The following is a 26,301-nucleotide window of genomic DNA, read 5'->3' as shown; positions in this document are numbered from 1 at the left end:
CTCAGATTCCGGGGGCGGTGGCGGCGCGGTTGAGGTCGGCCAGCGACAGGCTGCGGTCGAACAGTGGCGCCAGGCTCTGGTCGTGGCTGACGAACAGCAGGCTGGCGCCGGCCGCGCGGCATTCGGCGAACAGCAGCTGGAGGAAGGCTTCGCGGGCGTCGGCGTCCAGCGCCGAGGTCGGCTCGTCGGCGATCACCAGTTCTGGCTGGCCGATCAGCGCGCGCGCCGCGGCGACGCGCTGCTGCTGGCCGATGGAGAGGTTGTCGGCGCGCCGCTGCAGCAGCGCCGCGTCGCCCAGGCCCAGGTGCGCGAGCAGGGCGCCGGCGGCTTCGCCGACGCTGCCGTGGCGCTCGCGGGCGCGGGCCGCGCGGCTGCGCGAGAAGTGGCAGGGCAGCTCGACGTTCTCCTGCACCGAGAGGAACGGCAGCAGGTTGAACTGCTGGAAGATGTAGCCGGTGTGGTCGACGCGGAAGTGGTCGCGGCGCGCGGCGGAGAGCTGCGCCAGGTCCTCGCCGAGCAGGCGGATGCTGCCGCGCCGGGGCTTCTGCACGCCGCCCAGCAGGCCGAGCAGGGTGGTCTTGCCGCTGCCGGAGGGGCCCTTGAGGAACAGCGTCTCGCCACGGCCGAGGGAAAACTGCGGGATGTCCAGCAGCTCCGCCTGGCCGGGCCAGGCGAAGCCGAGGTCGCGGAGTTCGAGCAGGGTGTCCATGGGGCGCGTCAGAACTTCAGCAGGCTGCTGGCCGGGGTCAGCTCGGCGCCCTGCTGGCCGTTCGGGCCGATCAGCTGCACCACCAGCTTCTGGGTGCCGGGGAAGCGCTTGAACAGCGGGGCGAAATCGAGGCTGGTGAGGGCCTCGGGCGCGGCGCAGGTCAGCTTGTAGTGGGCGTTGATGTCGCTGTGCTGGTGGCCTTCGTGCTCGTCGCCGTCGCCATCGCCATCGCCATCGTCGTCGTGGTCGTGCTCGTGGGCCTTGGCATTGCCGAACAGCGGGCTTTCCAGCTCCACCTCGGCGACGCCGCACTTGGCCGCGGCCGGCGCCTGCACCAGCTCCAGCGGCTTGCCCAGCTGGGCGCGGGCGGCGGCCACGGTGGCCTGGTCGGCGGCGCTGCTGGCCGGGTGCTCGAAGCCGACGAAGTTCATCGCCGGGCTGTCCACTTCCAGCTCCAGGGTGTTGCCGTCCAGCGCGACGTTGAGCTGGGCCACGCCGTGCTCGTGCTTGCCGAGGCTGCCGTGCTCGTGTTCGTCATGGGCCTGGGCGGCGGCGAAGGGGATCAGGGCGAGGGCGAGCAGCAAGGGGCGCATGGACGGTCTCCGGGAGGGGAAAATCGAGGGTGCGTTACGTTATAACGAAATATTGCGGCTGGCTAGAGGCGCTCCAGGAGATTGGCGCGGCCGGGCAAGCGTGGGAGCATGCCGGCCATGCAGGAGGAAACCGACATGCGAATCCGTGGAAGCATCGGCGACTGGCCGGTGGACCTGAGCCTGGAACTGGACGAGGAAGAGTGGCAACGCCTGGGCGCGGCACTGCGCCATGCGCCCGCCGCACCGGTCGCCGCGCCGGCAGCGCCTGTGGATAACCCGTCGGTGGCGCCCAGCGGCGTTGATCGACTGTGGCAGGCGGCCCGCGACCTGTTGCGCCAGGCCGGCAGCTGCGAAGGCCCGCTGCTGCTCGATGAACTGGCGGCTCTGGCTGGTAGCGCTGGCGCGGCGAAGGGGTTGTTGGTGCGCTTGCGGCATAGCGCGGATGTGAGGATCGAGGTGCGGGAGGGGACTCAGGTGTTTACCTGGGTTGGGGAGTAGGGGCTTTTTGATTTTTGCTTTTCGTAGGAGCGAGCTTGCTCGCGAACGGTGCCAACCGGATGCTCTGATGCTGGGTGTGGCGCCTTTCCCTCTCCCCAGCCCTCGGCTGCGCGCCCCGCCCTGAAGGGAGAGGGGGCTTGTCCGTGCCGAGAGAGGTGATGGTTTCAGCTGGAAGCCAACGGACTAGCCGGCTAACTCAGGAATACCCAAGCGCTCCGAACGGTCCCCTCTTCCTTCAGGGAGAGGGTTAGGGAGAGGGCGCTCTCATGCCTGGCACCGGCATGGCCGGGAAACTCCGTTCGCGAGCAAGCTCGCTCCTACACGAAACGAACCCCGCCACTCAATACAGCAGATTGGCCAACTTCCGCCGATAGGCGATCACCAGCGGATGCTCATTGCCCAGCAGGTCGAACACCTGCACCAGCGTCTTGCGCGGCAGGTCTTCGCCGTAGCTGCGGTTGCGCTGGAACAGGCGCAGCAGGCCGTCCATCGCCGCTTCGTACTGCTGCCGCGCGAGTTGCTGCACGGCCAGTTGGTAGGCGGCCTCGTCGTCGCCGGCGTCGGCCGCCAGGCGGGTTTTCAGGGTGGCGGCGTCGGGCAGGTCGGCGGCCTGGCGCAGGAAGGTCAACTGGGCGCGGGCGGCGGCCAGGGCGGACTTGTGCTCGTCGCTCTTCACCGCGTCCAGCACCGTCTCGGCTTCGCCCAGTTCGCCGCGCTCGGCCAGGCAGCGGGCGTAGAGGATCAGCGCCGCGGCGTTGGTGTTGTCTTCGCCCAGCAGGGCCTTGAGCTGGGCCTCGGCCTCGGCGAAGCGGCCTTCGGCGAAGGCGGCCTCGGCGGCGTCCAGCGGGTTGGCGGCGGGGGCTGCCGGCGGCTGTACGTGCTGCTCCAGCATCTGCCGCACCGCCGATTCCGGTTGCGCGCCGGCGAAGCCGTCGACCGGCTGGCCGTCCTTGAACAGCACCACGGTGGGCAGGCTGCGGATGCCGAAGCGCATGACGATGTCTTGCTCGACGTCGCAATTGACCTTGGCCAGCAGCAGCTCGCCCTGGTAGGACTCGGTGACCTGCGCCAGCATCGGCATCAGCGCCTTGCAGGGCGCGCACCAGTCGGCCCAGAAGTCGACCAGCACCGGCTTGTGGAAGGAGTTCTGGATCACCAACTGGTCGAAGTCGGCGCTGGTGACGTCGAAGATGTAGGGCGTGTCGCTCATGGGGGCTCTCGTCGGGCGAAAGGGGCGAAGGATGCTGGTCACTATAAGTGGGGGCGCGGCGGACGGAAACAAGGCAATGCCGCACCGCGCCCTACGTCCCAGTAGGAGCGCGCCCTGCGCGCGAATCGCGGGCAGGGCCCGCTTCCTACAATTCCAGGAACGCCCGTAGGATGGGTTGAGCGAAGCGATACCCATCACCATGGCCCGATGGGTTTCGCAAGCTCAACCCCTCCTACGAAAAGCACCTCGACGCAGACGGTTGCTCCTACAGGGGGCGGCTGGCGTGATAGAGGCTGACCTTGCGGAATTCGTGGGGCTCGGCCAGGTCCGGCCAGGTGCAGGCGTCGAGGATGTCCAGGCGCCGGTACAGCGGGTGCTGGAAGTCGCGCACCCGCGAGTCGGCCACCAGGGCCTCGCGGCCCTTGCCGAGGAAGGCGTCGAGCAGCGGCAGGTTGGCGCGGTCGTAAAGCACGTCGGCGACCAGGATCAGGTCGTAGCGGTCCTCCTCGCCGAAGAAGTCTTCCGAATAGCTCAGTTGCACCCCGTTCAGCTCGGCATTGGCACGGCTGGCGGCCAGAGCCAGCGGGTCGAGGTCGCAGGCCACCACTTCGGCGGCGCCGGCCTTGGCCGCGGCGATGGCGGCGATGCCGGAGCCGGCGCCGAAGTCCAGCACGCGCTTGCCGGCCACCCACTGCGGGCGCTCGGCCAGCCAGCGCGCTAGGGCCAGGCCGCTGGCCCAGCAGAAGCACCAGTAGGGCGGTTCTTCGAGGATGCGGCGGGTCTCGTCGGGGCTGAACTGGCGGTCCATGTTCTGCGCATCGATCAGCCACAGCGCGATGTCGGTGCCGGGCAGGCGCTCGGCGCCCAGGCGGGCGTCGCCGAGCAACTCGCCCAGGGCCTGTTGCAGGTCCTGCGGGGCCTTCATGGCGCCGGCTCCAGGCGCAGCTCGCCGAGGGCCTGGGACTGCCCAGGGGCGATGGTCAGCGGGCGCAGGCGCCAGGCCAGCTGGCCGTTCTGCGCCACCCGCGCATGCAGTTCGATGCGCCCGCCGCTGGGGAAGTCGCTGGGGTCGTAGCGCAGGCTGAAGGGCAGGGCGCCGCCATTTCCCACCAGCTCCAGGCTGGCCAGGGCGCGCTGCGGGCGGTCGCGTTCGTCCATCAACAACAGGGCCAGTTCCACCTCGGCGCCATCGGGCAAGGCGCCGCGGCTGCTGGTGAGCACCCCGGACAATTCGCGCTGGTTGGCCGGCAGCGGCGTCGCGACGGCCTTGGCCGGGGCGCTGGCGGCGGGAGGCTGCGGAGCGGGTTGCTTGCTCGAACAGGCGGCCAGCAGGGCCAGGGCGAGCAGGCAGAGAAGGCGGTGCGGCATGGGCGATTTCCCTCGCGGCGGTTTCCAGGGCGGCGCCTGTATAGCGTAAAGCCTGCGGCTTGTCTCGGGGAGCGCGGCGCCGGATGTTTCGTCGAACGGCCGGTCGAAGGGCCCGGGCGGATGGGGTACCATGAGCCACCATTTCGTAGGGCCATTCTCTGCCATGCATTGTCCCTTCTGCGGTGCCCACGACACCAAAGTCATCGATTCCCGCCTGGTCGCCGAGGGCGACCAGGTCCGCCGCCGCCGCGAGTGCCTGGCCTGCGGCGAGCGCTTCACCACCTTCGAGACCGCCGAGCTGGTCATGCCGCGGCTGATCAAGCAGGACGGCAGCCGCCAGCCGTTCGACGAGGACAAGCTGCGCGCCGGCATGCAGCGCGCGCTGGAGAAGCGTCCGGTCAGCGTCGAGCGCCTGGAAGAGGCCATCGCCCACATCAAGCACAAGCTGCGCGCCACCGGCGAGCGCGAGGTGAAGTCGCGGGTGCTCGGCGAGCTGGTGATGGCCGAGCTGCAGAAGCTCGACGAGGTGGCCTACATCCGCTTCGCCTCGGTGTACCGGCGCTTCCAGGACCTCAACGAGTTCCGCGAGGAAATCGAGCGCCTGGCCCGGGAGCCGTCCAAGGAATGAGCGCCGTCGACCAGGCCTGGATGGCCCGCGCGCTGGAGCTGGCGCGCAAGGGGCTGTATTCCACCCACCCCAACCCCCGCGTCGGGTGCGTGCTGGTCAAGGGCGGCGTGGTGGTCGGCGAAGGCTGGCACGTCCGCGCCGGCGAGCCCCATGCCGAGGTCCACGCCCTGCGCCAGGCCGGCGACAACGCCCGTGGCGCCACCGCCTACGTCACCCTGGAGCCCTGCAGCCACTTCGGCCGCACCCCGCCCTGCGCCGATGCCCTGGTGAAGGCCGGCGTCGCCCGTGTGGTGGCGGCCATGCAGGACCCCAACCCGCAGGTCGCCGGGCAGGGGCTGCGGCGCCTAGCCGAGGCCGGCATCGAGGTGGCCTGCGGCGTGCTGGAGGCCGAGGCCCGGGAAATCAACGCCGGCTTCATCAAGCGCATGGAGACCGGCCTGCCCTTCGTTCGCGTCAAGCTGGCGATGAGCCTGGACGGGCGCACCGCCATGGCCAGCGGCGAGAGCCAGTGGATCACCGGCCCCGCCGCGCGCCGTGCCGTGCAGCGCCTGCGGGCGCGCTCCAGCGTGGTGCTCTCCGGCGCCGACACCGTGCTGCTGGACGCTGCCCGCCTGACCGTGCGCCCCGACGAGCTGGGCCTGGACGCCGAACAGACCGCCCTGGCCGCCGCGCGCCAGCCGCTGCGCGTGCTGGTGGACGGCCGCCTGCGGGTGCCGACCGACGCTGCTTTCTACCAGGCCGGCCCGGCGCTGGTGGCCAGCTGCGCCGAACGTGAAGGTTTCGCCGCCGAGGGCCGCGAACTGCTGGTGCTGCCCGGCGCCGACGGCCATGTCGACCTGGCGAAGCTGCTCGCCGAACTGGGCGCGCGCGGCGCCAACGAAGTGCTGGTGGAAGCCGGCCCGCGCCTGGCCGGGGCCTTCGCTCGCCTGGGGCTGGTGGACGAGTACCGGATTTTCGTCGCGCCCAAGCTGCTGGGCTCCAGCGCCCGGCCGCTGCTGGAGTTGCCGCTGGAGAAGATGGCCGAGGCGCGCGAACTGAAGATCGCCGACATCCGCGCCGTGGGCGACGACTGGCTGGTCACGGCGCGGCCGGTCTGACGGAATCGTCTGCGCTACCCCCTGCGAATGCGGGGGGAGAGCAAACTGAACCTTCCGACTTGCGCCGGCCTGTGGTAAAACGCCACACGCGGTCAACGCTGTAACGGCCGCGATTGACGTTCTCAGGGCGGGGTGCAAGTCCCCACCGGCGGTGATGGCGCGCAACGCGTCGAGCCCGCGAGCGCTTGCCACGACCGGCTTACCGCCGCAGCGGCAAGGTCAGCAGACCCGGTGCGATCCCGGGGCCGACGGTAACAGTCCGGATGAAGAGAGAACGGGATGAACCTGCGCAAGGTGCGCCTGCACGCCTGCGCGTCGTGTCCCTTCGATCGGTATGCCCTGTTTTTCCCAAAACAGGAGTTCCAACACCATGCACCACCCCTTCGTTTCCACTGCGCTGGCTCGCGCCGGCCGGCACGCCTGCGCGCAACCGCATTGCGCCGTCCGGGAGGCCCCATGTTCACCGGCATAATCGAAGCCATCGGCAGCATCCGCTCGATCACCCCCAAGGGCGGTGACGTGCGCCTCTACGTGCAGACCGGCAAGCTCGACCTCGCCGACGTCAAGCTCGGCGACAGCATCGCCGTCAACGGCATCTGCCTGACCGCCGTGGAGCTGCCCGGCGACGGCTTCTGGGCCGACGTCAGCCGCGAGACCCTGGCGCGCACCGCCTTCGCCCAGCTCAAGGTCGGCAGCCGCGTCAACCTGGAGAAGGCCCTGACCCCCACCACCCGCCTGGGCGGCCACCTGGTCAGCGGCCATGTCGACGGCGTCGGCGAGATCGTCAAGCGCGAGGATAACGCCCGCGCCATCCAGTTCACCGTGCGCGCCCCGCGCGAGCTGGCCAAGTACATCGCGCTGAAGGGCTCGATCACCGTCGACGGCACCAGCCTCACGGTCAACGCGGTGAACGGCGCCGAGTTCGAGCTGACCATAGTCCCGCACACCCTGCTCGAGACCATCATGGGCGACTACCGCGCGGGCCATCAGGTGAACCTCGAGGTCGACCTGCTGGCGCGCTACCTGGAGCGCCTGCTGCTCGGCGACAAGGCCGCCGAGCCCGCCGCCAGCGGCATCACCGAAGCATTCCTGGCCGAAAACGGCTTCATGAAGCATTGATAGGAGCTGCCCAGATGGCACTCAACAGCATCGAAGAACTGGTCGAAGACATCCGCCAAGGCAAGATGGTCATCCTCATGGATGACGAGGACCGCGAGAACGAAGGCGACCTGATCATGGCCGCCGAGTGCGTGCGCACCGAAGACATCAACTTCATGGCCAAGTACGCCCGCGGCCTGATCTGCATGCCGATGACCCGCGAGCGCTGCGAGCGCCTGGGCCTGTCGCTGATGGTGCAGCGCAACGGCTCGGGCTTCGGCACCAAGTTCACCGTTTCCATCGAGGCCGCCGAAGGCGTCACCACCGGCATCTCCGCCGCCGACCGCGCTCGCACCGTGCAGGCCGCCGCCGCGAAGGAAGCGGTGGCCGCCGACATCGTCAGCCCCGGCCACATCTTCCCGCTGATGGCCCAGCCCGGCGGCGTGCTGGCCCGCGCCGGCCACACCGAGGCGGCCTGCGACCTGGCGCGCATGGGCGGCTTCGAGGCCTCCGGGGTGATCTGCGAGATCATGAACGACGACGGCAGCATGGCCCGCCGCCCGGAACTGGAAGCCTTCGCCGAGCAGCACGGCATCAAGATCGGCACCATCGCCGACCTGATCCACTACCGCCTGATCCACGAGCGCACCGTCGAGCGCCTCGCCGAGCAGCCGCTGGATACCGAGCTGGGCCAGTTCAACCTGATCACCTACCGCGACTCGGTGGAGGGCGAGGTGCACCTGGCGCTGACCCTGGGCGAGATCTGCGCGGAAGAGCCGACCCTGGTGCGCGTGCACAACATGGACCCGCTGCGCGACCTGCTGATGGTCAACCAGGCCGGACGCTGGAGCCTGCGCGCGGCCATGGCCAAGGTGGCCGAGGCCGGCAGCGGCGTGGTGCTGCTGCTGGGCCACCAGATCGGCGGCGAGGACCTGCTGGCCCACGTGCGCGAGATCGCCGCCAGCGCGCCGGCGCCCAAGCCCACCACCACCTACAGCACCGTCGGCGCCGGTTCGCAGATCCTCCGCGACCTGGGCGTGCGCAAGATGCGCCTGATGTCGGCGCCGATGCGCTTCAACGCGATATCCGGTTTCGACCTGGAAGTTGTAGAATACCTGCCCGCCGAATGAACCCGCGCCGCCGTGCCCTGGCACGGCGGCGTTGTTCTTCTAGCCTAATTTCGCGGAGCGTCGCCGACGCTCCGGCTCTTTAACAGACGAGACCTGCCCATGACCCTGAAGACCATCGAAGGTACCTTCATCGCCCCCAAAGGCCGCTTCGCCCTGGTGGTTGGCCGCTTCAACAGCTTCGTGGTGGAAAGCCTGGTGCAAGGCGCCATCGACGCGCTGGTGCGCCACGGCGTCGCCGAAGGCGACATCACCATCATCCGCGCCCCGGGCGCCTTCGAGATCCCCCTGGTAGCCCAGAAAGTCGCCCAGCGCGGCGAGTTCGACGCCATCATCGCCCTCGGCGCGGTGATCCGCGGCGGCACCCCGCACTTCGAATACGTTGCCGGCGAGTGCACCAAGGGCCTGGCGCAGGTTTCCCTGCAGTTCGGCGTGCCGGTGGCCTTCGGCGTGCTGACCGTCGACTCCATCGAACAGGCCATCGAGCGTTCCGGCACCAAGGCCGGCAACAAGGGCGCCGAGGCCGCGCTGTCCGCCCTGGAAATGGTGAGCCTGCTGTCGCAGCTGGAGGCCAAGTGAGCAGCAACGACAACGGCGCTCCGTCCAAGCCGGCCAAGCCCAACAAGATCGCCATGCGCCGCAAGGCCCGCAGCCTCGCGGTGCAGGCCCTGTACTCCTGGCAGATGGCCGGCCAGCCGCTGAACGAGATCGAGGCGACCTTCCGCACCGACAACGACTTCAGCGACGTCGACGGCGCCTACTTCCACGAGATCCTCCACGGCGTGCCGCGCCTGAAGACCGAGCTGGACCAGGAATTCACCCCCTGCCTGGACCGCCCGCTGGAAGAGATCGACCCGGTCGAGCTGGCCATCCTGCGCCTGGCCACCTACGAGCTGCGCAACCGCCTGGACGTGCCCTACAAGGTGGTGATCAACGAAGGCATCGAGCTGGCCAAGACCTTCGGCGCCACCGACGGCCACAAGTTCGTCAACGGTGTGCTGGACAAGCTGGCGCCGCGTCTGCGCGCCGCCGAGCTGCGCGGCGCCAAGCGCTGAGTCCGCCGCAAGGCATGGGTGAGTTCGAACTGATCCGCCGCTATTTCGCCGCGGCCGCCTGTGCGGCCGCGGCCGATGGCGTGGCCCTGGGCATCGGCGACGACTGCGCCCTGCTGGCGCCGGCCGCCGGGCAGCAACTGGCGGTGTCCACCGACACCCTGGTGGCCGGCGTGCATTTCCCCGCGCTGTGCGATCCCTTCCTGCTCGGCCAGCGCGCCCTGGCGGTTTCCGCCAGCGACCTGGCGGCCATGGGCGCCGCGCCCCTGGCCTTCACCCTCGCCCTGACCCTGCCCGAGGCCGACCCGGCCTGGCTGGAAGCCTTCGCCCAGGGCCTGAACCGCATGGCCGCGGCCTGCGGCCTGGCGCTGGTCGGCGGCGACACCACCCGCGGCCCGCTGAGCATGACCCTCACCGTATTCGGCCAGGTGCCCGTTGGCCAGGCGCTGACCCGCAGCGGCGCCCGCCCCGGCGACCTGCTCTGCGTCGGCGGCCCGGTCGGCGAGGCCGGCGGCGCCCTGGAGCTGGTGCTCGGCCGCCTGGCCGCCGAACCCGGAGTGGCCGAGCCGCTATTGGCGCGCTACTGGGCGCCGCAGCCGCAACTGGCCCTCGGCGAGGCCCTGCGCGGTCGCGCCACGGCGGCGCTGGACGTGTCCGACGGCCTGCTCGCCGACTGCGGCCACATCGCCCGCGCCTCCGGCGTGGCCTTGATCATCGAAGCCGAACGCCTGCCGGCCAGCGCGCCGCTGGAAAGCCTGCTGGGCGCCGAGCGCGCGCTGCAGGCCAAGCTCGGCGCCGGCGACGACTACGTCATCGCCTTCACCCTGCCGCCCGCGCAGTTGCCGGCCCTGCAGGCGCAATGGCCGCAGCTGGCGGCCATCGGCCGCGTCGAGGCCGGCAGCGGGGTGCGCGTGCTGGACGGCGCCGGCCACGACATCACGCCGCGCCAGGGCGGCTACCTGCATTTCACGGAGTGACCGCAGTGCCCGAACATCCCGACCAAGCCCCCGCCCAGCCCGTGCCGCCGTCGGTCTGGCGCAACCCCTGGCATTTCCTGGCCTTCGGCTTCGGCTCCGGAACCCTGCCCAAGGCGCCGGGCACCTGGGGCTCGCTGGTGGCTATCCCCTTCGTCCCCCTGTGGCAGTTGCTGCCGGACTGGGGCTACTGGCTGATGCTGGGGCTGACCATGCTGTTCGGCTTCTGGCTGTGCGGCAAGGTCGCCGACGACCTGCGCGTGCACGACCACGAAGGCATCGTCTGGGACGAGATGGTCGGCATGTGGATCACCCTCTGGCTGGTGCCCGAGGGCTGGTGGTGGCTGCTGGCGGGCTTCCTGGTGTTCCGCTTCTTCGACATCCTCAAGCCCTGGCCGATCCGCTGGGTCGACCGCCACGTCCACGGTGGCGTGGGCATCATGCTCGACGATGTCCTCGCCGGGGTCTTCGCCTGGCTGGCCATGCAGGGCCTGGTCTGGGCCTGGGCCACCTGGCTGCTCTGACGACAGCCGCCCTGACAACAGCCGACTTCATCACTGACGGCGCAGCGGCGCCGGTGTAACGTGGCGCCACCCTCGCGCCAGCCGACAAGGAGCCCCACCATGCTGCGCCTGCTGCCCGCCCTGAGCCTCGCCCTTGCCGCCAGCGCGGCCCTCGCCGCCCCGCAGGTGTGGGTGGTGGGGCTGTTCCCCAACGCCGCGGTGGTCAACATCGACGGCCAGCGCAAGTTCCTCCGCGTGGGCGAGACCGGGCCGCAGGGCGTGCAGGTGGTCAGCGCCGACGCGCACAAGGCGGTGCTGCGCGTCGAGGGCGTGGAACGCACCTACGAACTGAGCCGCGAATACAACGCCAGCGGCTACTCGGCCCCGGCGCCGGTGCAGGAAATGAGCATCGCCCGCGGCACCGGCGGGCATTACTGGGTGTCCGGCTCGATCAACGGCCAGAACGCCCAGTTCCTGGTCGACACCGGCGCCACCACGGTGGCCATGAACGAAGCCCAGGCGCGGCGCCTGGGCATCGACTACCGGGTGGTCGGCAAGCCCATGGTCGCCTCCACCGCCAGCGGCACCGTCAAGGGCTGGCGCATCAGCCTGAACAGCGTGAAGCTCGGCGGCATCGAGGTGCTGGGCGTCGACGCCAGCGTGCTGGAAGGCGAGTTCCCCACCGAGATCCTGCTGGGCATGAGCTTCCTCAACCGCGTCGGTTGGCGGGAGGAGCAGGGGATGATGTATATCCAGTCCAAACACTGAGAGCCCCTCCACAGCCTGCTGCGCGTCGGCATAACTGCGTTGGGAACAGGTTCGAAATGCTCATTTAGCGGCATGAACTGCGCTTCCGAACCTGTTCCCGCCTTGTTCTGCTCCAGCTTGCGAGGCGGTGAAGGGACTCTGCCAGATCGCCGATCCATCGATGGCTTCGATAGCCAAGTTGCGGATTTCGCAATGACGGCGGCCCCGGCACTGCTGTTACAATGCCGGCTCCTTACTACTGTCTGACTTTCAGGAGTTTCCGGTGTCCGTCGTGTTCGTCGCCGCCTCCAAGCTGCCCACTCCCTTCGGCGAATTCACCATGCATGGCTTCCTCGACGAGGAAACCGGCAAGGAACATGTCGCCCTGACTATGGGCACCCTCGACGACGGCCAGCCGGTGCTCGGTCGCCTGCATTCCGAATGCCTGACCGGCGATGCCCTGTTCAGCCTGCGCTGCGACTGCGGCTTCCAGCTCGAAGGCGCGCTCTCGGCCATCGCCCGCGAAGGCCGCGGCGTGCTGCTGTACCTGCGCCAGGAAGGCCGCGGCATTGGCCTGCTGAACAAGATCCGCGCCTACGCCCTGCAGGACGAAGGTGCGGACACGGTCGAAGCCAACCTCAGGCTGGGCTTCGGCGCCGACCAGCGCGATTACGCCATGTGCCTGCCGATGCTGCAGCACCTGGGCGTCTGCTCGCTGAAGCTGATGACCAACAACCCGCGCAAGGTCAAGGCGCTGGAAGGCTACGGCCTCACCGTGGCCGAGCGCGTGCCCCTGCAGAAGGGCCTGAACCCGCACAACAAGCGCTACCTGGCGACCAAGGCCGGCAAGCTCGGGCACATGCTCGGCGAGCTGCACCAGGGCGAGGCGGAGATCGAGGCGCAGTGAACCGCGCCGCCGAGTTCGGCCGCCTGGGGCGTCTGTGGTGGCTGCACCTGGTCCTGGCCCTCGGGCCGCTGCTGGCGCTGCTGCTGTGGGGCTTCGAGATCGACGCCCTGGCCGTGCTGGCCACCCCGCTGTACGTCGCCGCGCTGGTCTCGATGTACTTCACCCTGCCGCTGTTCCGCCGCTACAAGCTCGCCCTGATCGACGCCGGCAAGGCCCGTGACACGGCCGAAGAGCCCGCCGCCTGGGCGGAGCTGGCGCGCACCTGGCGCAACGGCGTCCTCGGCGCCAGCCTGCCGGCCTGGATCGGCGTGCTGGCGTGTTTCACCGACCTGTCCGGCGTGGCGCTGATCCTCCTCGTGCTGACCAGCCTGCTGATCCTCTGGCTGTACCGCCTGCCGCGCCAGTTGCTCTGATGCGCCTGCTCGTTGCCGTCCTGCTGCTATCGCTAGGCCTGCCGGCACTGGCGGCGCAGCGGGTGGTGAGCCTGTCGCCCTCGATGACCGACAGCGTCCTGGAACTGGGCGCCGGCGCGCGCCTGGTGGGTGTGCTCGACGGCGACGAACGCCCGGCGCAACTGGCGGCCCTGCCGTCGCTGGGGCGCTACGGGCAACTGAACCTGGAGCGCCTGCTGAGCCTGCGGCCGGACCTGGTGCTGGTCTGGCCCGGCAGCATTCCCGATGCGCAGATGGCGCGGCTGAAGGGCCTGGGCCTGAAGCTCTACGTCGCCGAGCCGCACCGGCTGGAGGATATCCCCAGCCAACTGGAAGAGCTGGGTGCGCTGCTCGACGCCCAGGACAAGGCCACGGCCCTGGCCGCCAGCTTCCGCCAGCGCATCGCCGAACTGCGCCGGCAGTACGCCCGCGAGCACCCGCTGCGGCTGTTCTACCAGGTATGGAACCGCCCGCTGTACACCCTGGGCGGACGCCAGGTGGTCAGCGACGCCCTGCAGGTCTGCGGCGCGCGCAACCTGTTCGACGACCTGCAGCAGCCGGCGCCGCAGGTGGGCATGGAAGCGGTGCTGGCCCGCGATCCGCAAGTGATATTGGCGCCCAATGCCGAACAGGCGGCGCAATGGCGGGCCATGAAGCAACTGAGCGCAACGCGCCTGAATCAGCTGTGGGTGCTGCCCGACCGCAACCTGGAGCGGCCGAGCTACGCCATGCTGGCCGCCACCGAAAAACTCTGCCGCCTGCTCGCCAAGGCCGAGCCGTAGGGCGGATAACCGTTCGCGGTTATCCGCCGATACACCGGGACCACAGCCAACGCCCAGGCCAATCCCGGAGCCGCCGGGAAGCGAGGTCAAACGGCGGATAACGCCGTAGGCGTTATGCGCCCTACGCCCATCGCAGGCGTGGGCGGCGTACCGTGCCTCCCCGCCGCTCAGAACCCCTCCAGCACGATCTTGCCCTTGGCCTTGCCGCTCTCCAGCAGCGCGTGGGCGCGGCGCAGGTTGGCGGCGTCGATGCGGCCGAAGTGCTCGCCCAGGGTGGTGCGCAGCACGCCCTGGTCGACCAGGCTGGACACGCGCTGCAGCAGGCGGTGCTGCTCGATCATGTCGTCGGTCTGGAACATCGAGCGGGTGTACATGAACTCCCAGTGCAGCGACAGGCTCTTCTGCTTGAGCAGGCTCACGTTCAGGTTCGCCGGGTCGTCGATCAGGCCCAGGCGGCCCTGCGGGCGCAGGCTGGCGACTATCTGCTGCAGGTGGCTGTCGGTGTGCGTCAGGCTGGCCACGTGGCTCACCTGGCCGATGCCGATGCGCTGCAGTTCCTCGCTCAGCGGCTTGCCGTGGTCGATGACGTGGTGGGCGCCGAGGTCGCGGACCCATTCCCGGGTTTCCGCCCGCGAGGCGGTACCGATCACGGTTACGCCGGTCAGGTGCCGGGCCAGTTGGACGAGGATGGAGCCCACGCCGCCGGCGGCGCCGACGATCAGCAGGCTCTGCCCGGCGCTGCCCGGGCCCTCGGCGATCTGCAGGCGTTCGAACAGCAGTTCCCAGGCGGTGATGCTGGTCAGCGGCAGGGCCGCGGCCTGGGCGAAGTCGAGGCTGGCCGGCTTGGCGCCGACGATGCGCTCGTCCACCAGCTGCAGTTCGGCGTTGCTGCCCGGGCGCGTCAGGTCGCCGGCGTAGAACACCTCGTCGCCCGGGCGGAACAGGCTGACCTCGCTGCCCACCGCGCGGACCACGCCGGCGGCGTCCCAACCCAGCACCTTGTATTCGCCGGCCGCAGGCTCGGCGCGCTGGCGCACCTTGGTATCCACCGGGTTGACGGAAATGGCGCGGACCTCCACCAGCAGGTCGCGCGGGCCGGGCGTCGGCTCCGGCAGCTGGATGTCGAGCAGGGCGTCGTCGGCGTCGATCGGGCGGCTGTGGGTGTAACCGATGGCTTTCATGGCGGCTCCTCAGTCGATGCGGTTCATCAGGCGGATGTCGAGTTCGGCCAGGTCGTCCCGGCTGGCGGCGACGAAGGCCTGGAAGTGCTCGCTGGCCTCGTGCTCGGCGAGGGCCGCCTCGTCGCGCCATTGCTCGATCATGTAGATCAGGTCGGCGTCCTTGCGGTCGCGGTGCAGGTCGTACTGGATGCAGCCGGGCTCGGCCCGCGAGGGCAAGCGCAGCTCGGCCAGGCGGGCCTGCAGGGCGTCGGCGCGGCCGGGCTTGGCGCGGATGATGGCGATCAGGGTGAGGGGGCTGCTCATCGGGACTCTTCCTTGCGGCAGTGGGGGATGGGCGCATCCTCCGCTCTTTCGTTGTGAAGAAAAACCAGGTAGGAAGAAAGTCTCTTTCAAAGGAAAATTGAAAATGCTGCGTTTCGACGACCTCCAGCTGTTCGTCCGCACCGCCGAACGCGGCAGCCTGTCCGCCGCGGCCCGCGAGCTGGAGGTGTCGCCGGCGGTGGCCAGTGCCGCGCTCAAGCGCCTGGAGGGCGCCCTGCAGGCGCGCCTGTTCGCCCGTTCCACCCGCAGCCTGCGGCTGACTGCCGAGGGCGAGTTGTTCCTGGCCCATGCGCGGGCCTCGCTGCAGAGCCTGGAGGAGGGGCGCCAGTTGCTGGCCGGCGGGCGCAGCGAGATCGCCGGGCCGCTGCAGGTCTCGGCGCCCTCGGACCTGGGGCGCAACGTGCTGCTGCCCTGGCTCGACGAGTTCCAGGCGCAGCACCCGCGGCTGGTTTTGCGCCTGCTGCTCAGCGACCGCCAGGCCGACCTCTACCGGCAGCCGGTGGACGTGGCCATCCGCCTCGGCCAGCCGCCGGACTCCAGCCTGGTGGCGCTGCCCCTGGCGGCGGACAACCGCCGCGTGCTGTGCGGCGCGCCGGCCTACTTCGCCCAGCATGGCCGGCCGCAGCGGCCGCAGGACCTGGCCCGGCACAACTGCCTGCTGTACATGCTCGGCGGGCGTGTGCACGAGCGCTGGCGCTTCGGCGACGAGACGGTCGAGGTGGGCGGCGACCGCGTCAGCGACGACGCCGACGTGGTGCGGCGCTGGGCGGTGGCCGGGCGCGGGCTGGTCTACAAGTCCTGGCTGGACGTGGCCGCCGACGTGCGTGCCGGGCGCCTGGAAGTGGCCCTGGCCGACCACAGGGGCGAGGCGGCGCCGCTGAACCTGTTCTGCACCCACCGCGCGCAGCTGAGCCCGCCGGTGACCCTGCTACGCGAGTTCGTCCAGCAGCGCTGCGCCGAGCATCTGCGCGGCGCGCCCTGGCGTTGAGGCTCAGAGCGGGGTGTAGCGCGCCACGGCGTGGCTGAGGTTCCAGCCGACCGAGACCGAGAACACCAGCAGCAGGGCCGGCACCAGGCACCACCAGATGCGCTTGGGCAGGGCCGGCAGTGGCTGGCGCAACTGGCTGGCCCAGAGCGCGGCGGCGCAGACGGCGGCGGCGAGCAGGGCGCCGGCGATCACGTCGCTGGGCCAGTGCGCGCCCAGGTACAGGCGCGAGCCGGCGATCCAGGCCGCCGGCAGCATGGCCAGCAGCAGCCAGGTCAGGCGCACCCGCGGCGAGCCCTCGCGGCTGGCCAGCACGCCGAGCACCAGGAAGCAGGCGAAGGACGCCGAGCTGTGCCCGCTGGGCATGCTGAAGGCGCTCAGCGGGTCGGCGATCACCTCCGGGCGGGCGCGGCCGAAGAAGTGCTTGAGGGTGGTGTTGAGCAGTGCCGTGGCCAGCAGGGTGCCGCCGGCGAACAGCGCATGGCGCCATTTGCCCAGGCCCAGCAGTAGGCCGCTGACGACGATGCCGACGATCACCTGGGTGCGGAAGTCGCCCAGGCGCGTCACCGCCACCATGATCTGGTTCAGCAGCGGGCTGCGTTCCTGCTGGATCAGCGTCATCAGGCCGTGGTCGAGGGCGTCCAGGTGCGGCCAGCCGATCAGGATGCCCAGCAGCAGGGCGGCGCTCAGCCCGGCGGCGATCAGTGCGGTGCCGTGGCGCCGCTTCAGGCAGGCATGGATCAAGGCGCCGCCGAGCACGGCCAGGCCGCCGGCGACCACCGCCATCTCCGGCCAGAAGCCTTCCGGCAGTGGCAGGCGCAAGGCCGCGCCTGTGGTCCAGCCGGGCAGCAGGTAGGCCACCGACCAGCCGGCGGCGGCCAGGATGGAGACCGCCAGGAAGCGCCCGAAGGGCATGTCGAGCATGCCCGCCACCAGCGGCAGGAACGGCCGCAGGGCGCCGATGAAGCGGCCCACCAGCAGGCTGGTGACGCCGTAGCGGGCGACGAAGCCTTCGGCGCCGGCCAGCCATTCCGGATGGTGGCGCAGCAGCGGCAGGCGGCGGATGTCCTGGTGGAAGCGGCGGCCGAGGAAGTACGAGCAGAGGTCGCCCAGCAGGCCGCCGGCGAAGGCCAGCAGCAGCGTCTGCCCCAGGCCCAGGGCGCCGCCGCCGGCCAGCACGGCCACGGCGAAGAGCATCACCACGCCGGGCAGCACCAGGCCGACCACCGCCGCGCATTCGAGGAAGGCGATGAGGAAGACCACCAGCCCCAGCCATTGCGGGTGGCCGGCGATCCATTGGTTGAACAGGTCCAGGCTCATGTGCGGTGCGCTTCCGAGCTGTCCAGCAGGTAATAGTCGCGGCCTTCGACCTGGCCGCGGCGCAGCGGGTTTCGCGTGCAGAAGGGCGCGAAGGCGGCGTCGACGAAGCGGTACATCAGGTGCTCGTCGCGGCCGTGGGGGATGCCCAGGCGGGTGGTCTGGATGACCTGGGCCGGGGTGTCGCCGACGTCTTCGACGAACAGCCGCTGCACGTCGAACTGCCTGGCGTCCCAGTCCGGCACCTTGAGGCCCATGGCCTTGCACAGCAGGGTCTGGCCGGCGCAGAGCTTGCCCAGCGGGCGCTCGCTGCCATCGGCGGCGGGGTTGAGCTGGCGCATGCGGGCCAGGGCCTCGTCGCCGCTGACGCGGTCCATCCACGGGTGGCCGGACTTGATCAGCACGGCATTGCCGGCGCCGCCTGCGCTGAAGTTCAGCGAGTCGCCGCCGCGCGCGTAGTACATGTAGATGTGCCCGCCGTCGAGGAACAGCGCCTTGCGCTTCTCGGTGTAGCCGAGCGAGGCGTGGCTGCCTTTCTCGGCCAGGTAATAGGCTTCGGTCTCGATGATCCGCGTGGACAGCCAGAGCTCGCCGACGCGGTGACGGATCACCTTGCCCAGCAGCTGGCGCGCCACCAGCAGGGCGTCGCGGTCGAAGAAGGAATGGGGCAGTGGCCGCGCTTCGGGCCAGGGCAAACCAAGGATGGGATCGGCAGGCATGGGATTGTCGTGGGTACCAGGGCGCTCTTAGGCTGGCGGATGATAACAACAAGAGACTGAATCATGGCTGAACGCATCCGCGCCGACAGCGCGCACATCACCCCCAGTGCGCACTACACCGGCTATGTCTGGTTCCGCCACAAGCTCGCCGAGCCGGCCTTCGCCACCGCCTTCGGGCGCTGGGTGCACGGCTGCGTGGCGCCGATCGCCTGGGGCGCGCGCCTGGGCTTCGGGCTGAACATCGAGGACTTCCTGCTGCAGCGCCACCTGCTGATAGACGCGCGCCTGCGCCAGGCCATCGAGCAGCGCGGCGTCACCCAGGTGGTGGAGATCGCCTGCGGCCTGTCGCCGCGCGGCAGGCGCTTCCGTCAGCGTTACCCACAACTGGACTACCTGGAGGCGGACCTGCCGCCCATGGCCGCGCGCAAGTCGGCCCTGCTGCAAGGGCAGGGCTGGCTGGACGAAAGGCACCGGGTGCACCCCGTGGACATCCTCGCCGAACAAGGCCCGCATACCCTGGCCGCGCTCTTCGCCCAGCTCGATCGCCAGCGCCCCGTGGTGGTGATCACCGAGGGCCTGGTGAACTACTTCCAGCGCCCGCTGATCGAGGGCTTCTGGACGCGCCTGGCGGCGGTCCTGGCCGACTTCCCGGCCGCCACCTACCTCACCGAACTCTACCCCGACCTGCGCGAACACCCGCGCTACCGGCAGATCCGCTGGGGCGTCGGCCTGATCGGCCGGCTCACCCGCGGCGGCTACCCGCTGCACTACCGCAGCGAGGCGGAAATAGCCGCGGCCTTCCGCGGCTGCGGCTTCGCCGGCGTGGAAGTGCTCGATCCACAGGTGCACGGCGCCGAGTTGTGCCTGCCGCGCGGACGGATGCCGAGCCTGGTGCGCGTCATCGAAGCCCGCATTTGAATTTGGACGAAACAGGAGAGGAACTGTCGCTATCTTGGGCATGGATATGATTTGACGAGATTTCCTACAAATTGAATCCGCTGTTCCCTTTGATATTTGCGACTCATGTATAGGGTTGTGTTCTGTTCTTTATTTTTCTTTTGTGCATGCGGAAATTTTTTGTTGTTGGCGTATGTAATTAATTATTTCTCTCACCTTGCTTGCCTTTCTTGGTGAAAGATCAATTCAATCATTTTCTTCTGTTTTTCTTCTAATGGGCATTGTCTGTTCCGCGTGGCCTGATCTTTCGTCTTGAAATACTTCTTTACATGCGTCTGACATCGCTCCGTGGGCCGATGGATTTACCACTGTGTGGTCGGTCAATTCAGCACATGGAGGTAGGCGTATGCACAGGTTCACTCTGCTTGCGGTCGCGGTCATGGCGCCGTTCACGGCCCAGGCCTGTTCGTTGAGTTTCACCTCTCCAGGGGATGGCGCAACGGTTCGCAGTCCGGGTATTACCGTCTATGGCCAGGGCGGTGCGAATGCCCAGGAAGGCGATCAGGGAACGGTGACTGCCACGCTCAATGGCGTCCCCTTTTTCAACTATTCCGGCTCATTTACCGCTGCGGTTTCCTTTCTCGAGAGTCGCGGTGTGCCGGTCAGGCTGAGGCCTGGGCAGAATTTTCTATTCGTCAGCGGTAGCGCGGGTAGTTGTTCCGCATCGGACACCATGACCGTGACCTACGATCCCGAGGTGACCCAGGCGAAGAACAAGGGGGAGCCACCTCCGGAAACCTGCATCGGGAATCCGATCAACCTGGCCGTCGGGAACAAGTATCAGCGGGAGGTCGACTATCTCGACAAGTCTTCGCCGCTCATGGAGTTCGCCAGAGCGTACAACAGCTTCGACGGATACTGGCGGCATAACTTCTCGACGCGCCTGGTCGTGGGAAAGACCAGCATTCGCCTTGTCCATGCGGACGGAAGAGAAGTCGAATTTGCACTGGCCGGTAACGTGGCCACACCTCCGGCCAATGAGTTGGGCAGCTTGAAGCATGAGGCGGGACAATGGCTGTTCGCCTCGGCTGACCAGGAGCAGGGCGCGTTCGACGGGCAGGGGCGCCTGTTGTCCTGGCGGGACGCATCGGGGAGAGGCGTGGCGCTGGATTATTCGGCCGCGGAGATAACGGTCACGGATGATCATGGCAAAAGCTTCAGGTTCACCCAGGACGAGAAGTATCAGCCATTGTCCTTCGTGGCAGCGGACTCGACGGTGGATTATGCCTATGACTCGACCAGGCGCCTGGTCAGCGTCAAGCGATCCGGCCAGGGCAGTACCGGGGAACGCCGCTACCTCCATGAGAACAAGCTGTATCCCCGCTTCCTGACCGGCATCGTCGACGAAAACGGAGTCCGCTACGCAACCTGGACATACGACGGCCAGGGGCGTGCCATTTCCAGCGAGCACGCCAATGGCGCCGAGAAAATCGTTCTGGCGTACAACCAGGACGGTTCGACCACGGTCACCAACGAATACGGCAAGAAGGCCACCTACCGTTTTCAGGTGATCCACGGGATTCGCAAGCTGGTGGCCGTCGAGGGCGAGCCTTCGCCGAACTGCCCTGCCAGCAACTCCACCTTCGCCTACGACGAGCGCGGTCTTTTGACGCGTCGTACGGACAACAACGGCAACGTCACCCTCTACGAATACAACGAGCGCGGACTGGAGACCTCCCGCCGCGAAGCGCTGGGCACGCCCCAGGAACGCACCATCCTCACGCAGTGGCATCCCCGCTTCTACCTGCCTAGCCAGGTGGAGGAGCCCGGACGAACCATCCGCTACCAGTACGACGAACAAGGGCGGCAGATCAGCCAGAGCTTTTCCACTCACTGAACAAGGATGTCGATCATGCGTAAGCCATACAGCTTCCGGCTTGGGGCTCTCGCCCTGGCCTGCACCTTGAGCCTGGGCATCCAAGCTGCCGAGCGCAGCTGGACCTACAGCTACAACGACCTGGGCCTGATCGAAAGCGCCGACGGCCCGCGCACCGACGTGCAGGACATCACCCGCTACAGCTACGACGCCAAGGGCAACCTCACCGCCGTGACCAACGCCCTGGGCCACGTCACTCGCCTGGCCGACCACGACGAGCGCGGCAACCCCGGCACCCTCACCGACGCCAACGGCGTGGTCAGCACCCTGACCTACAGCGGCATCGACGCGCGTCTGGCCTCCATCGGCAGCGCCGGCAGCACCACCCGCTTCGAGTACGACGCGATCGGGCAGATCACCCGCCTGACCCGCGGCGACGGCAGCTGGCTGGCCTACACCTACGACGACGCGCGGCGCCTGGTGGCCATCGCCAACAACCTCGGCGAGCGTCTGGAATACGACGTCGACGCCCAGGGCAACCGCACGGCGCAGCGGCTGAAGGACGCCAGCGGCAGCCTGGTGCGCCAGCAGCAGTGGGTGTACGACGAACTCGGCCGGCTGCTGCGCTCGGTCGGCGCCGCCGGCCAGACCCACAGCTACCGGTACGATCTCAACGACAATCCCACCGGCCGGACCAACCCGCGCCAGTACGCCAGCACCCAGGCGTTCGATGCCCTCGATCGCCTGGTCAGCCATACCGACGCCCTCGATGGCGTCACCCACCTGACCTACGACGCCCAGGACAACCTCACCCAGGTCAGCGATCCCCGCGGCGTCACGACACGTTACCGGTATGACGGACTGGGCAACCTCACCCAGCGCATCAGCCCCGACAGCGGCGCCACCCACTTCGAGTACGACGCCGCCGGCAACGTCATCCGCCAGACCGATGCCCGTGGCGTGGTGGTGGAGTTCAGCTACGACGCCCTGAACCGCCTGAGCGAACGCCGCTACCCGGCCACCCCGGCCTTCGACGTGCGCTACCAGTACGACGGCAGTGCCGACGGCAACCACGGCATCGGCCGCCTGACGGCCATCGAGGATGGCAGCGGCCGTCTCGCCTATCGCTATGACGCGCGCGGCAATCTGGTGCAGCAGACGCGCAGCCTGAGCATCAACGGCCAGGTACTGGAAGAGTCCCTGAGCTTCCAGTACGACGCCGCCGACCGCCTGGTTGGCATCGGCTATCCGTCCGGCTACACCCTCGGCTACCCGCGCAATGCCGGCGGCCAGGTGAGCAGCGTCACCCTGGGCGTAGGCAGCCAGGCGCCCCTCGTCCTGGCCAGCGATATCGCCTATCTGCCCTTCGGCCCCCTGCAACGCCTGAGCTGGGCCAACGGCATCAGCCTGGCCCGCGAGTACGACCAGGACTACCAACTGGTCCGCCAGCGCATCGGCCCCTGGCAGAGCGACTACCGGCACGACGCCAACGGCAACATCACCCAACTGGCCCACAGCCTCTGGGGCACGCTGGACTACCAGTACGACCCCCTGGACCGCCTGACCACGGAACGCAGCAGCCAGGCCGAGCGCCGCTACGGCTACGACGCCGTGGGCAACCGCACCGAGAAGAGCGCCACGCGCCTGGCCGACGGCGAATCCCTGCAGGACAGCTACCGCTACGCCAGCGACAGCAACCGCCTCACCGCCCTCAATGGCCACACGGTGACCAGCGATGCCGCCGGCAACCTGCTCCAGGACCGCGCCAGCCGCCTGCTCGGCTATGACGCCCAGGGCCGCCTGGCGAACGTGCGGATCGACGGCCAGGAAGTCGCCCAGTATCGCTACAACGCCCACGGCCAGCGCATCGCCAAGCTGACCGCGCAAGGCTTCACCACCTACCTCTACGGTCCCGACGGCCAACTGCTCGGCGAAGCCGCCTACGACCGGAATGGCCAGTCCCGCCGCGAACAGTACTACCTGTGGCTCAACCGCCTGCCCCTGGCCACCCTGAGCACGGCCTACGACGACCAGGGCCATCCGGGCAACCCCCGCGTGCTCTACCTGCACAGCGACCACCTCGACACCCCTCGGCTGGCCAGCGACGACGACCAGCGCCTGGCCTGGCAATGGCAGTCCGACGCCTTCGGCAACGGCCAGCCCAGCAGCCCGGACAACACCGTAGTGAACCTGCGCTTCCCGGGGCAGTACTACGACGCCGAGAGCGGCCTGCACTACAACTACTTCAGGGATTACGACCCGCAGATCGGACGGTATGTGGAGAGTGATCCGATTGGGCTTGAGGGTGGTTTGAACACCTATGGCTATGTGTTTGCCAATCCGCTCATCTACGCTGATTATTTCGGGCTTGCTGTAAAATGCAAAACCATTCTTAAACTGCCATATAACGACATCCAAGCTTGCACAAAAGATAATAGTCTCCCAAGCGAACAGGACGCTAAAGATGCTACGCGGATGTCTAAAAAAGAACTTGATCAGGCATGTAAGAATAATGGCTATAAGGATGCTCATGACATGAAAAGAGATTTGCAGCTAGACTCTAAGTACGACATTTTTGTGGACAAGCATGGGAATATGTACGCCGGCCCCCGGCAGGGTACAGGAATTCCCCAATATCTGAATATGAACACACAGGGTTGGTGAGTTTGTAATGGATAGCTCTCTGCAAATTGATTTTCAGCTTCTAGGGACTACAGTATCTCCGAAGGATATTTCTAGGATCATTGAAATAGTCCCGGATACGGCTCTGCTGCAAGGTGAACGAAATCCCACCCGCGGATTGCCGCGACAGAACGTTTGGTCTGTCAGGTCAAGATCTAAATCTAGTGATCTTGTTGATCACTGGAAAAGCCTGGAAGCGGCCTTGCTCAAGGCCAAGGAAAAGATCAGGAATATAGCAAGGACAGGTAAGGCAAAAATAACCATCATAGTTTCTGATGGGGACAGAATTCCGCCGCTCACCATACCTCCTGCTATGTCCGAGTTTGCTGGGTTTATAAAGGCCGAAATAGATATCGATCATCTTCAATGATAACGCCTATTGCGCGGTGCAGAAGGCTGTGGTCTATAGACTTCGATTGCTAATAGTCCATTTCATGATTTCTGGAGGTGGTTCAAATTTTGATGTGGGAATAGAGGGTGGAAGCCTAACTAAGGATTAGCTGATGTCTTTTATGTATTTGAAATTGAGTTTATTCCGACGGAAGTGGTGCTCGTTTTGACGTTTCTGTGCGGTTTTTTTTGTGTAAAAATTTTCTGGTGCTGTAAAGCGCTGAACAAGGCGCTCTGCTTGTTAATTTAAGAGATTTATAAAGTAAATATGGCTACGATCTATGACTTGGAGTTAAAGTTTTTGCTGAGGGAGGAGGTTGACCTGGAATTATTGGTCTCTATGGTGGGTGAGAGTTTAAAGCTCTCAGGCTGTGAGGTTTCTATATTTTTGGGTGATTTTCTATTGTCGGATTTTGAGGTTTTTAATAGGAATGTCTGTGATCGACTTGTGCCGTTTTTAGGTGTTAATTGGGCTGGAGGGTGTTTGAGAGTTGGGGTTTTCTATGATTTGAGTGAGTCGATCGTGTTTCCTATGAAATATGGTTTGGAATTAATGCGTCTTTTGGTGAGCATGAACTTGAGCATCGAGTGTGTGGGCTATCCATGTGATGGATAATGGACGATCGATTTAGCGCTGAGGTCTGTGCAGAAACGGTGCGGGTAGAAAGCCACCGTGGCCCAAATGGCAAGACAATACGAGCATCTCGGATGCTACATGGGAGTTTTTTCCAGGCCACGCTATGAGGGGCGCGCCCTGTCTTGTATTTAAGCGAATACGTAGGGACGCACGACCGTTTGTGATCTTGCGCCATCCGGTATCAGGCCGCGCAGGCCCCTTGCTGCAACGGCACCACCAGCTCCGCCAGGCTGGCGCTGGCGCGAGGATCGCCGTGGGGGAAGATGAAGGCGACGCCGTCCGTGGTGCGGCGCAGCGGCAGGATGTCCAGTTCTTCCACGCCGGGGATGGCCAGGCGCCAGCCGCGTTGCGGCAGTTCCGGTGGCAGGTCGGCGTGGGCCAGGCCGCCGAAGTAGCCTATTTCCATCAGTTCGGCGCGCCATTGCCCGCCGTCGGCGTGGCGCAGCAGGGCGCGGGGTTGCGGTGGTGCCAGGCGCGGTTCGAAGCGGCGTTCCAGGTGCGGCAGCTGCTGGCGCTGGAAGCGCGTGCTGCCGGCGGCGTTGAGTGGTAGCGGCTGGCCGTCGAGGAAGGGTGTGTACAGTCGGGCGCAGGCGCCGCGGCGTTCGAACTGGGCCAGGTGGTCGGCGTCGTGGATCAGGGCGAACTGGGCGTCGGCGCAGGCGAGGGCGAATTCGGCGTGTTCCCAGGGTTGGGTGAAGTGGTCGTATTCGCCGGCCAGCACCAGGGTCGGGCATTGCGGGTGGCGCTCGAAGCCGCCGAAGGCCAGCAGGCGCCGGCTGTTCTGCCGGTAGCGTTCGACTTCCGCCGGCATCAGGCGCTGCAACTGGCGCAGCAGGGCCTTGCGGAACACCGGGGAGACGCCGGTATCGGCCAGGCGCAGCGGGTTGACCAGGCCGGTCAGCACGCCGTTGGCGAAGGCTTCGTGCTGGCCCAGGTCCAGGCGCGCCAGGGCTTCTTCCAGCAGGGCGCGGGCGCCGGGGCGGCCGAAGGCGGTGATGCCGGCCAGCAGCAGGCGCGCGCAGCGTCCGGGGTGGCGGGCGGCGAAGAGGGCGGCCAGGGCCGAGCCGTAGGACAGGCCGATGGGCATCAGCGGTGGCAGGCGCAGCGCCTCGGCGAAGGCGGCGATCAGGTCAGCCAGGTCCTCCAGGCTCAGCTGCGGCGCCAGTTGCAGGTTGCCGCCCTGGCTGGGCAGGTCGAGGAGGATCACCGGGTGCTCGGCGAGCAGCTCGCTGACTTCGCCGGCGAAGGAGCGGAAGCTCTGGAAGGCGCCGCCGAGCAGCAGCACCGGCGGGCGCGGGTCGTCCGCGCGGTGGGCGAAGGCCTGGTAGTGGAGTTGCCAGCCGTCCAGTTCGAGCACCGCCGGGGCGGCGGTGAGGGCCTGGGCGCTGTAGTCGGTGCGGTAGCGCATGGCGAATCTCCGGCGGTGTTCCGCCTCTTGTTGTTCTTCCCTGGCGTGCCGGATGGCGAACGGCTGGCAGTGCGCGGCGGGGTGGCTCCAAGGTAGACAGAGGCCGGCCTTTTGTTTACCCAACCTTCGGGCGGGGGAAATCGCAACGCGCTGTTGCGGGTGTC

Annotated in this window: 28 protein-coding genes and 1 riboswitch; of the genes, 18 read left to right on the top strand and 10 right to left on the bottom strand. The window is 67.6% G+C overall.

The genetic code is table 11. The features are described from left to right. Nucleotide 1 precedes the first annotated feature (1 nt). Both RN02_RS06940 and RN02_RS06935 read right to left on the bottom strand, forming a co-directional pair. Nucleotides 2-709, bottom strand: a complete 708-nt coding sequence (locus RN02_RS06940) for an ABC transporter ATP-binding protein (protein ID WP_043313786.1) — start codon at nucleotides 707-709, stop codon at nucleotides 2-4. Nucleotides 710-717: 8 nt separating this feature from the next. After that, complete coding sequence (locus RN02_RS06935) at nucleotides 718-1,302, bottom strand: DUF2796 domain-containing protein (protein WP_043313784.1); 585 nt, start codon at nucleotides 1,300-1,302, stop codon at nucleotides 718-720. Nucleotides 1,303-1,437: 135 nt separating this feature from the next. Between RN02_RS06935 and RN02_RS06930 the strand changes: the two genes are divergently transcribed. Next, entirely contained in the window at nucleotides 1,438-1,800 is a 363-nt protein-coding gene (locus RN02_RS06930; protein ID WP_043313814.1) for a hypothetical protein, read from the top strand. Between the two features lie 340 nt (nucleotides 1,801-2,140). Here RN02_RS06930 and trxA read toward each other — a convergent pair whose 3' ends face one another. The 3 genes from trxA to RN02_RS06915 all read right to left on the bottom strand — a co-directional run bounded on the left by trxA (nucleotide 2,141) and on the right by RN02_RS06915 (nucleotide 4,378). Next, entirely contained in the window at nucleotides 2,141-3,010 is an 870-nt protein-coding gene (trxA, locus tag RN02_RS06925) for a thioredoxin (RefSeq protein WP_043313781.1), read from the bottom strand. Nucleotides 3,011-3,275: 265 nt separating this feature from the next. Continuing rightward, a complete protein-coding gene (locus RN02_RS06920) occupies nucleotides 3,276-3,935 on the bottom strand; it encodes a class I SAM-dependent methyltransferase (RefSeq protein ID WP_043313780.1) in 660 nt (219 codons plus the stop codon). Next, the gene (locus tag RN02_RS06915) at nucleotides 3,932-4,378 is read right to left on the bottom strand and encodes a YbaY family lipoprotein (protein WP_009617258.1); all 447 of its coding nucleotides are present in this window, start codon (nucleotides 4,376-4,378) and stop codon (nucleotides 3,932-3,934) included. Before RN02_RS06915 ends, RN02_RS06920 begins: the two co-directional genes overlap by 4 nt. Before the next feature lie 163 nt (nucleotides 4,379-4,541). On the opposite strand from RN02_RS06915, the gene nrdR reads away from it, so the two are divergent. From nrdR to RN02_RS06855, 12 genes are all read left to right on the top strand, one after another. Next, nucleotides 4,542-5,006 (top strand): transcriptional regulator NrdR, encoded by a 465-nt coding sequence (gene nrdR, locus RN02_RS06910; protein ID WP_024128042.1) that lies wholly within the window; start codon nucleotides 4,542-4,544, stop codon nucleotides 5,004-5,006. After that, entirely contained in the window at nucleotides 5,003-6,103 is a 1,101-nt protein-coding gene (gene ribD, locus RN02_RS06905) for a bifunctional diaminohydroxyphosphoribosylaminopyrimidine deaminase/5-amino-6-(5-phosphoribosylamino)uracil reductase RibD (RefSeq protein ID WP_043313779.1), read from the top strand. The genes nrdR and ribD overlap by 4 nt, the downstream gene beginning before the upstream one ends. Before the next feature lie 114 nt (nucleotides 6,104-6,217). Beyond that, a riboswitch (FMN riboswitch) is annotated at nucleotides 6,218-6,383 on the top strand. Nucleotides 6,384-6,559: 176 nt separating this feature from the next. Next, a complete protein-coding gene (locus RN02_RS06900; RefSeq protein WP_043313778.1) occupies nucleotides 6,560-7,222 on the top strand; it encodes a riboflavin synthase in 663 nt (220 codons plus the stop codon). A gap of 14 nt (nucleotides 7,223-7,236) precedes the next feature. Beyond that, nucleotides 7,237-8,331 (top strand): bifunctional 3,4-dihydroxy-2-butanone-4-phosphate synthase/GTP cyclohydrolase II, encoded by a 1,095-nt coding sequence (gene ribBA, locus RN02_RS06895; protein ID WP_009617266.1) that lies wholly within the window; start codon nucleotides 7,237-7,239, stop codon nucleotides 8,329-8,331. A 99-nt stretch (nucleotides 8,332-8,430) separates the two neighbouring features. Continuing rightward, complete coding sequence (gene ribH, locus RN02_RS06890) at nucleotides 8,431-8,907, top strand: 6,7-dimethyl-8-ribityllumazine synthase (RefSeq protein WP_043313777.1); 477 nt, start codon at nucleotides 8,431-8,433, stop codon at nucleotides 8,905-8,907. Then, complete coding sequence (nusB, locus tag RN02_RS06885) at nucleotides 8,904-9,383, top strand: transcription antitermination factor NusB (RefSeq protein ID WP_043273460.1); 480 nt, start codon at nucleotides 8,904-8,906, stop codon at nucleotides 9,381-9,383. Before ribH ends, nusB begins: the two co-directional genes overlap by 4 nt. A gap of 14 nt (nucleotides 9,384-9,397) precedes the next feature. After that, nucleotides 9,398-10,357 carry a thiamine-phosphate kinase gene (gene thiL, locus RN02_RS06880; RefSeq protein ID WP_043313776.1) on the top strand — a complete coding sequence of 320 codons (960 nt, stop codon included), beginning with the start codon at nucleotides 9,398-9,400 and terminating at the stop codon, nucleotides 10,355-10,357. 5 nt (nucleotides 10,358-10,362) lie between these two features. Beyond that, the gene (locus RN02_RS06875; RefSeq protein WP_043313774.1) at nucleotides 10,363-10,878 is read left to right on the top strand and encodes a phosphatidylglycerophosphatase A family protein; all 516 of its coding nucleotides are present in this window, start codon (nucleotides 10,363-10,365) and stop codon (nucleotides 10,876-10,878) included. A 99-nt stretch (nucleotides 10,879-10,977) separates the two neighbouring features. Continuing rightward, nucleotides 10,978-11,625: a retropepsin-like aspartic protease family protein gene (locus RN02_RS06870; protein ID WP_009617275.1), complete on the top strand. Its 648-nt coding sequence runs from the start codon at nucleotides 10,978-10,980 to the stop codon at nucleotides 11,623-11,625. 262 nt (nucleotides 11,626-11,887) lie between these two features. Then, nucleotides 11,888-12,511, top strand: coding sequence for a GTP cyclohydrolase II (gene ribA / locus RN02_RS06865; RefSeq protein ID WP_043273465.1), 624 nt, complete (start codon nucleotides 11,888-11,890; stop codon nucleotides 12,509-12,511). After that, entirely contained in the window at nucleotides 12,508-12,924 is a 417-nt protein-coding gene (locus RN02_RS06860; RefSeq protein WP_043273466.1) for a hypothetical protein, read from the top strand. Before ribA ends, RN02_RS06860 begins: the two co-directional genes overlap by 4 nt. Next, nucleotides 12,924-13,724 carry a cobalamin-binding protein gene (locus tag RN02_RS06855; protein ID WP_052267662.1) on the top strand — a complete coding sequence of 267 codons (801 nt, stop codon included), beginning with the start codon at nucleotides 12,924-12,926 and terminating at the stop codon, nucleotides 13,722-13,724. The genes RN02_RS06860 and RN02_RS06855 overlap by 1 nt, the downstream gene beginning before the upstream one ends. A 167-nt stretch (nucleotides 13,725-13,891) precedes the next feature. Here the strand turns inward: RN02_RS06855 and RN02_RS06850 are convergent, their stop codons facing one another. Continuing rightward, nucleotides 13,892-14,905 (bottom strand): zinc-binding alcohol dehydrogenase family protein, encoded by a 1,014-nt coding sequence (locus RN02_RS06850; protein WP_043313772.1) that lies wholly within the window; start codon nucleotides 14,903-14,905, stop codon nucleotides 13,892-13,894. Between the two features lie 9 nt (nucleotides 14,906-14,914). Further along, complete coding sequence (locus tag RN02_RS06845; RefSeq protein WP_043313769.1) at nucleotides 14,915-15,208, bottom strand: putative quinol monooxygenase; 294 nt, start codon at nucleotides 15,206-15,208, stop codon at nucleotides 14,915-14,917. A 103-nt stretch (nucleotides 15,209-15,311) separates the two neighbouring features. Here RN02_RS06845 and RN02_RS06840 point away from each other — a divergent pair, with 103 nt between their 5' ends. Further along, the gene (locus RN02_RS06840) at nucleotides 15,312-16,214 is read left to right on the top strand and encodes a LysR family transcriptional regulator (protein ID WP_043313767.1); all 903 of its coding nucleotides are present in this window, start codon (nucleotides 15,312-15,314) and stop codon (nucleotides 16,212-16,214) included. Nucleotides 16,215-16,217: 3 nt separating this feature from the next. Here the strand turns inward: RN02_RS06840 and RN02_RS06835 are convergent, their stop codons facing one another. Then, nucleotides 16,218-17,531, bottom strand: coding sequence for a bifunctional DedA family/phosphatase PAP2 family protein (locus RN02_RS06835; protein ID WP_043313766.1), 1,314 nt, complete (start codon nucleotides 17,529-17,531; stop codon nucleotides 16,218-16,220). Continuing rightward, a complete protein-coding gene (locus tag RN02_RS06830) occupies nucleotides 17,528-18,247 on the bottom strand; it encodes a DNA-3-methyladenine glycosylase (RefSeq protein ID WP_043313764.1) in 720 nt (239 codons plus the stop codon). The genes RN02_RS06835 and RN02_RS06830 overlap by 4 nt, the downstream gene beginning before the upstream one ends. Nucleotides 18,248-18,310: 63 nt before the next feature. Between RN02_RS06830 and RN02_RS06825 the strand changes: the two genes are divergently transcribed. The 4 genes from RN02_RS06825 (at nucleotide 18,311) to RN02_RS32150 (ending at nucleotide 24,072) form a co-directional block, all read left to right on the top strand. Next, the gene (locus tag RN02_RS06825; protein WP_043313762.1) at nucleotides 18,311-19,165 is read left to right on the top strand and encodes a class I SAM-dependent methyltransferase; all 855 of its coding nucleotides are present in this window, start codon (nucleotides 18,311-18,313) and stop codon (nucleotides 19,163-19,165) included. Nucleotides 19,166-19,550: 385 nt separating this feature from the next. Continuing rightward, a complete protein-coding gene (locus RN02_RS32155) occupies nucleotides 19,551-21,041 on the top strand; it encodes a DUF6531 domain-containing protein (protein WP_082033736.1) in 1,491 nt (496 codons plus the stop codon). Between the two features lie 15 nt (nucleotides 21,042-21,056). Next, nucleotides 21,057-23,684, top strand: coding sequence for an RHS repeat-associated core domain-containing protein (locus RN02_RS06815; protein WP_082033735.1), 2,628 nt, complete (start codon nucleotides 21,057-21,059; stop codon nucleotides 23,682-23,684). Nucleotides 23,685-23,691: 7 nt separating this feature from the next. Then, entirely contained in the window at nucleotides 23,692-24,072 is a 381-nt protein-coding gene (locus RN02_RS32150) for a DUF4279 domain-containing protein (protein WP_082033734.1), read from the top strand. An 838-nt stretch (nucleotides 24,073-24,910) separates the two neighbouring features. On the opposite strand, the gene RN02_RS06810 is transcribed toward RN02_RS32150, so the two are convergent. Further along, nucleotides 24,911-26,137, bottom strand: coding sequence for an alpha/beta fold hydrolase (locus tag RN02_RS06810; RefSeq protein ID WP_043313761.1), 1,227 nt, complete (start codon nucleotides 26,135-26,137; stop codon nucleotides 24,911-24,913). Nucleotides 26,138-26,301 lie beyond the last annotated feature (164 nt).

The organism is Pseudomonas sp. PI1, from assembly GCF_000812405.1.
Classification (GTDB): Bacteria; Pseudomonadota; Gammaproteobacteria; order Pseudomonadales; family Pseudomonadaceae; genus Pseudomonas; species Pseudomonas citronellolis.
This window is presented reverse-complemented; position numbering and strand designations above follow the sequence as displayed.

Bases quoted from the DNA above. Each gene is read 5' to 3' on its own strand.
- RN02_RS06940 (WP_043313786.1), bottom strand. From the start codon at position 709: ATGGACACCCTGCTCGAACTCCGCGACCTCGGCTTCGCCTGGCCCGGC.
- RN02_RS06935 (WP_043313784.1), bottom strand. From the start codon at position 1,302: ATGCGCCCCTTGCTGCTCGCCCTCGCCCTGATCCCCTTCGCCGCCGCC.
- RN02_RS06930 (WP_043313814.1), top strand. From the start codon at position 1,438: ATGCGAATCCGTGGAAGCATCGGCGACTGGCCGGTGGACCTGAGCCTG.
- trxA (WP_043313781.1), bottom strand. From the start codon at position 3,010: ATGAGCGACACGCCCTACATCTTCGACGTCACCAGCGCCGACTTCGAC.
- RN02_RS06920 (WP_043313780.1), bottom strand. From the start codon at position 3,935: ATGAAGGCCCCGCAGGACCTGCAACAGGCCCTGGGCGAGTTGCTCGGC.
- RN02_RS06915 (WP_009617258.1), bottom strand. From the start codon at position 4,378: ATGCCGCACCGCCTTCTCTGCCTGCTCGCCCTGGCCCTGCTGGCCGCC.
- nrdR (WP_024128042.1), top strand. From the start codon at position 4,542: ATGCATTGTCCCTTCTGCGGTGCCCACGACACCAAAGTCATCGATTCC.
- ribD (WP_043313779.1), top strand. From the start codon at position 5,003: ATGAGCGCCGTCGACCAGGCCTGGATGGCCCGCGCGCTGGAGCTGGCG.
- RN02_RS06900 (WP_043313778.1), top strand. From the start codon at position 6,560: ATGTTCACCGGCATAATCGAAGCCATCGGCAGCATCCGCTCGATCACC.
- ribBA (WP_009617266.1), top strand. From the start codon at position 7,237: ATGGCACTCAACAGCATCGAAGAACTGGTCGAAGACATCCGCCAAGGC.
- ribH (WP_043313777.1), top strand. From the start codon at position 8,431: ATGACCCTGAAGACCATCGAAGGTACCTTCATCGCCCCCAAAGGCCGC.
- thiL (WP_043313776.1), top strand. From the start codon at position 9,398: ATGGGTGAGTTCGAACTGATCCGCCGCTATTTCGCCGCGGCCGCCTGT.
- RN02_RS06870 (WP_009617275.1), top strand. From the start codon at position 10,978: ATGCTGCGCCTGCTGCCCGCCCTGAGCCTCGCCCTTGCCGCCAGCGCG.
- RN02_RS06855 (WP_052267662.1), top strand. From the start codon at position 12,924: ATGCGCCTGCTCGTTGCCGTCCTGCTGCTATCGCTAGGCCTGCCGGCA.
- RN02_RS06850 (WP_043313772.1), bottom strand. From the start codon at position 14,905: ATGAAAGCCATCGGTTACACCCACAGCCGCCCGATCGACGCCGACGAC.
- RN02_RS06845 (WP_043313769.1), bottom strand. From the start codon at position 15,208: ATGAGCAGCCCCCTCACCCTGATCGCCATCATCCGCGCCAAGCCCGGC.
- RN02_RS06840 (WP_043313767.1), top strand. From the start codon at position 15,312: ATGCTGCGTTTCGACGACCTCCAGCTGTTCGTCCGCACCGCCGAACGC.
- RN02_RS06835 (WP_043313766.1), bottom strand. From the start codon at position 17,531: ATGAGCCTGGACCTGTTCAACCAATGGATCGCCGGCCACCCGCAATGG.
- RN02_RS06830 (WP_043313764.1), bottom strand. From the start codon at position 18,247: ATGCCTGCCGATCCCATCCTTGGTTTGCCCTGGCCCGAAGCGCGGCCA.
- RN02_RS06825 (WP_043313762.1), top strand. From the start codon at position 18,311: ATGGCTGAACGCATCCGCGCCGACAGCGCGCACATCACCCCCAGTGCG.
- RN02_RS32155 (WP_082033736.1), top strand. From the start codon at position 19,551: ATGCACAGGTTCACTCTGCTTGCGGTCGCGGTCATGGCGCCGTTCACG.
- RN02_RS06815 (WP_082033735.1), top strand. From the start codon at position 21,057: ATGCGTAAGCCATACAGCTTCCGGCTTGGGGCTCTCGCCCTGGCCTGC.
- RN02_RS32150 (WP_082033734.1), top strand. From the start codon at position 23,692: ATGGATAGCTCTCTGCAAATTGATTTTCAGCTTCTAGGGACTACAGTA.
- RN02_RS06810 (WP_043313761.1), bottom strand. From the start codon at position 26,137: ATGCGCTACCGCACCGACTACAGCGCCCAGGCCCTCACCGCCGCCCCG.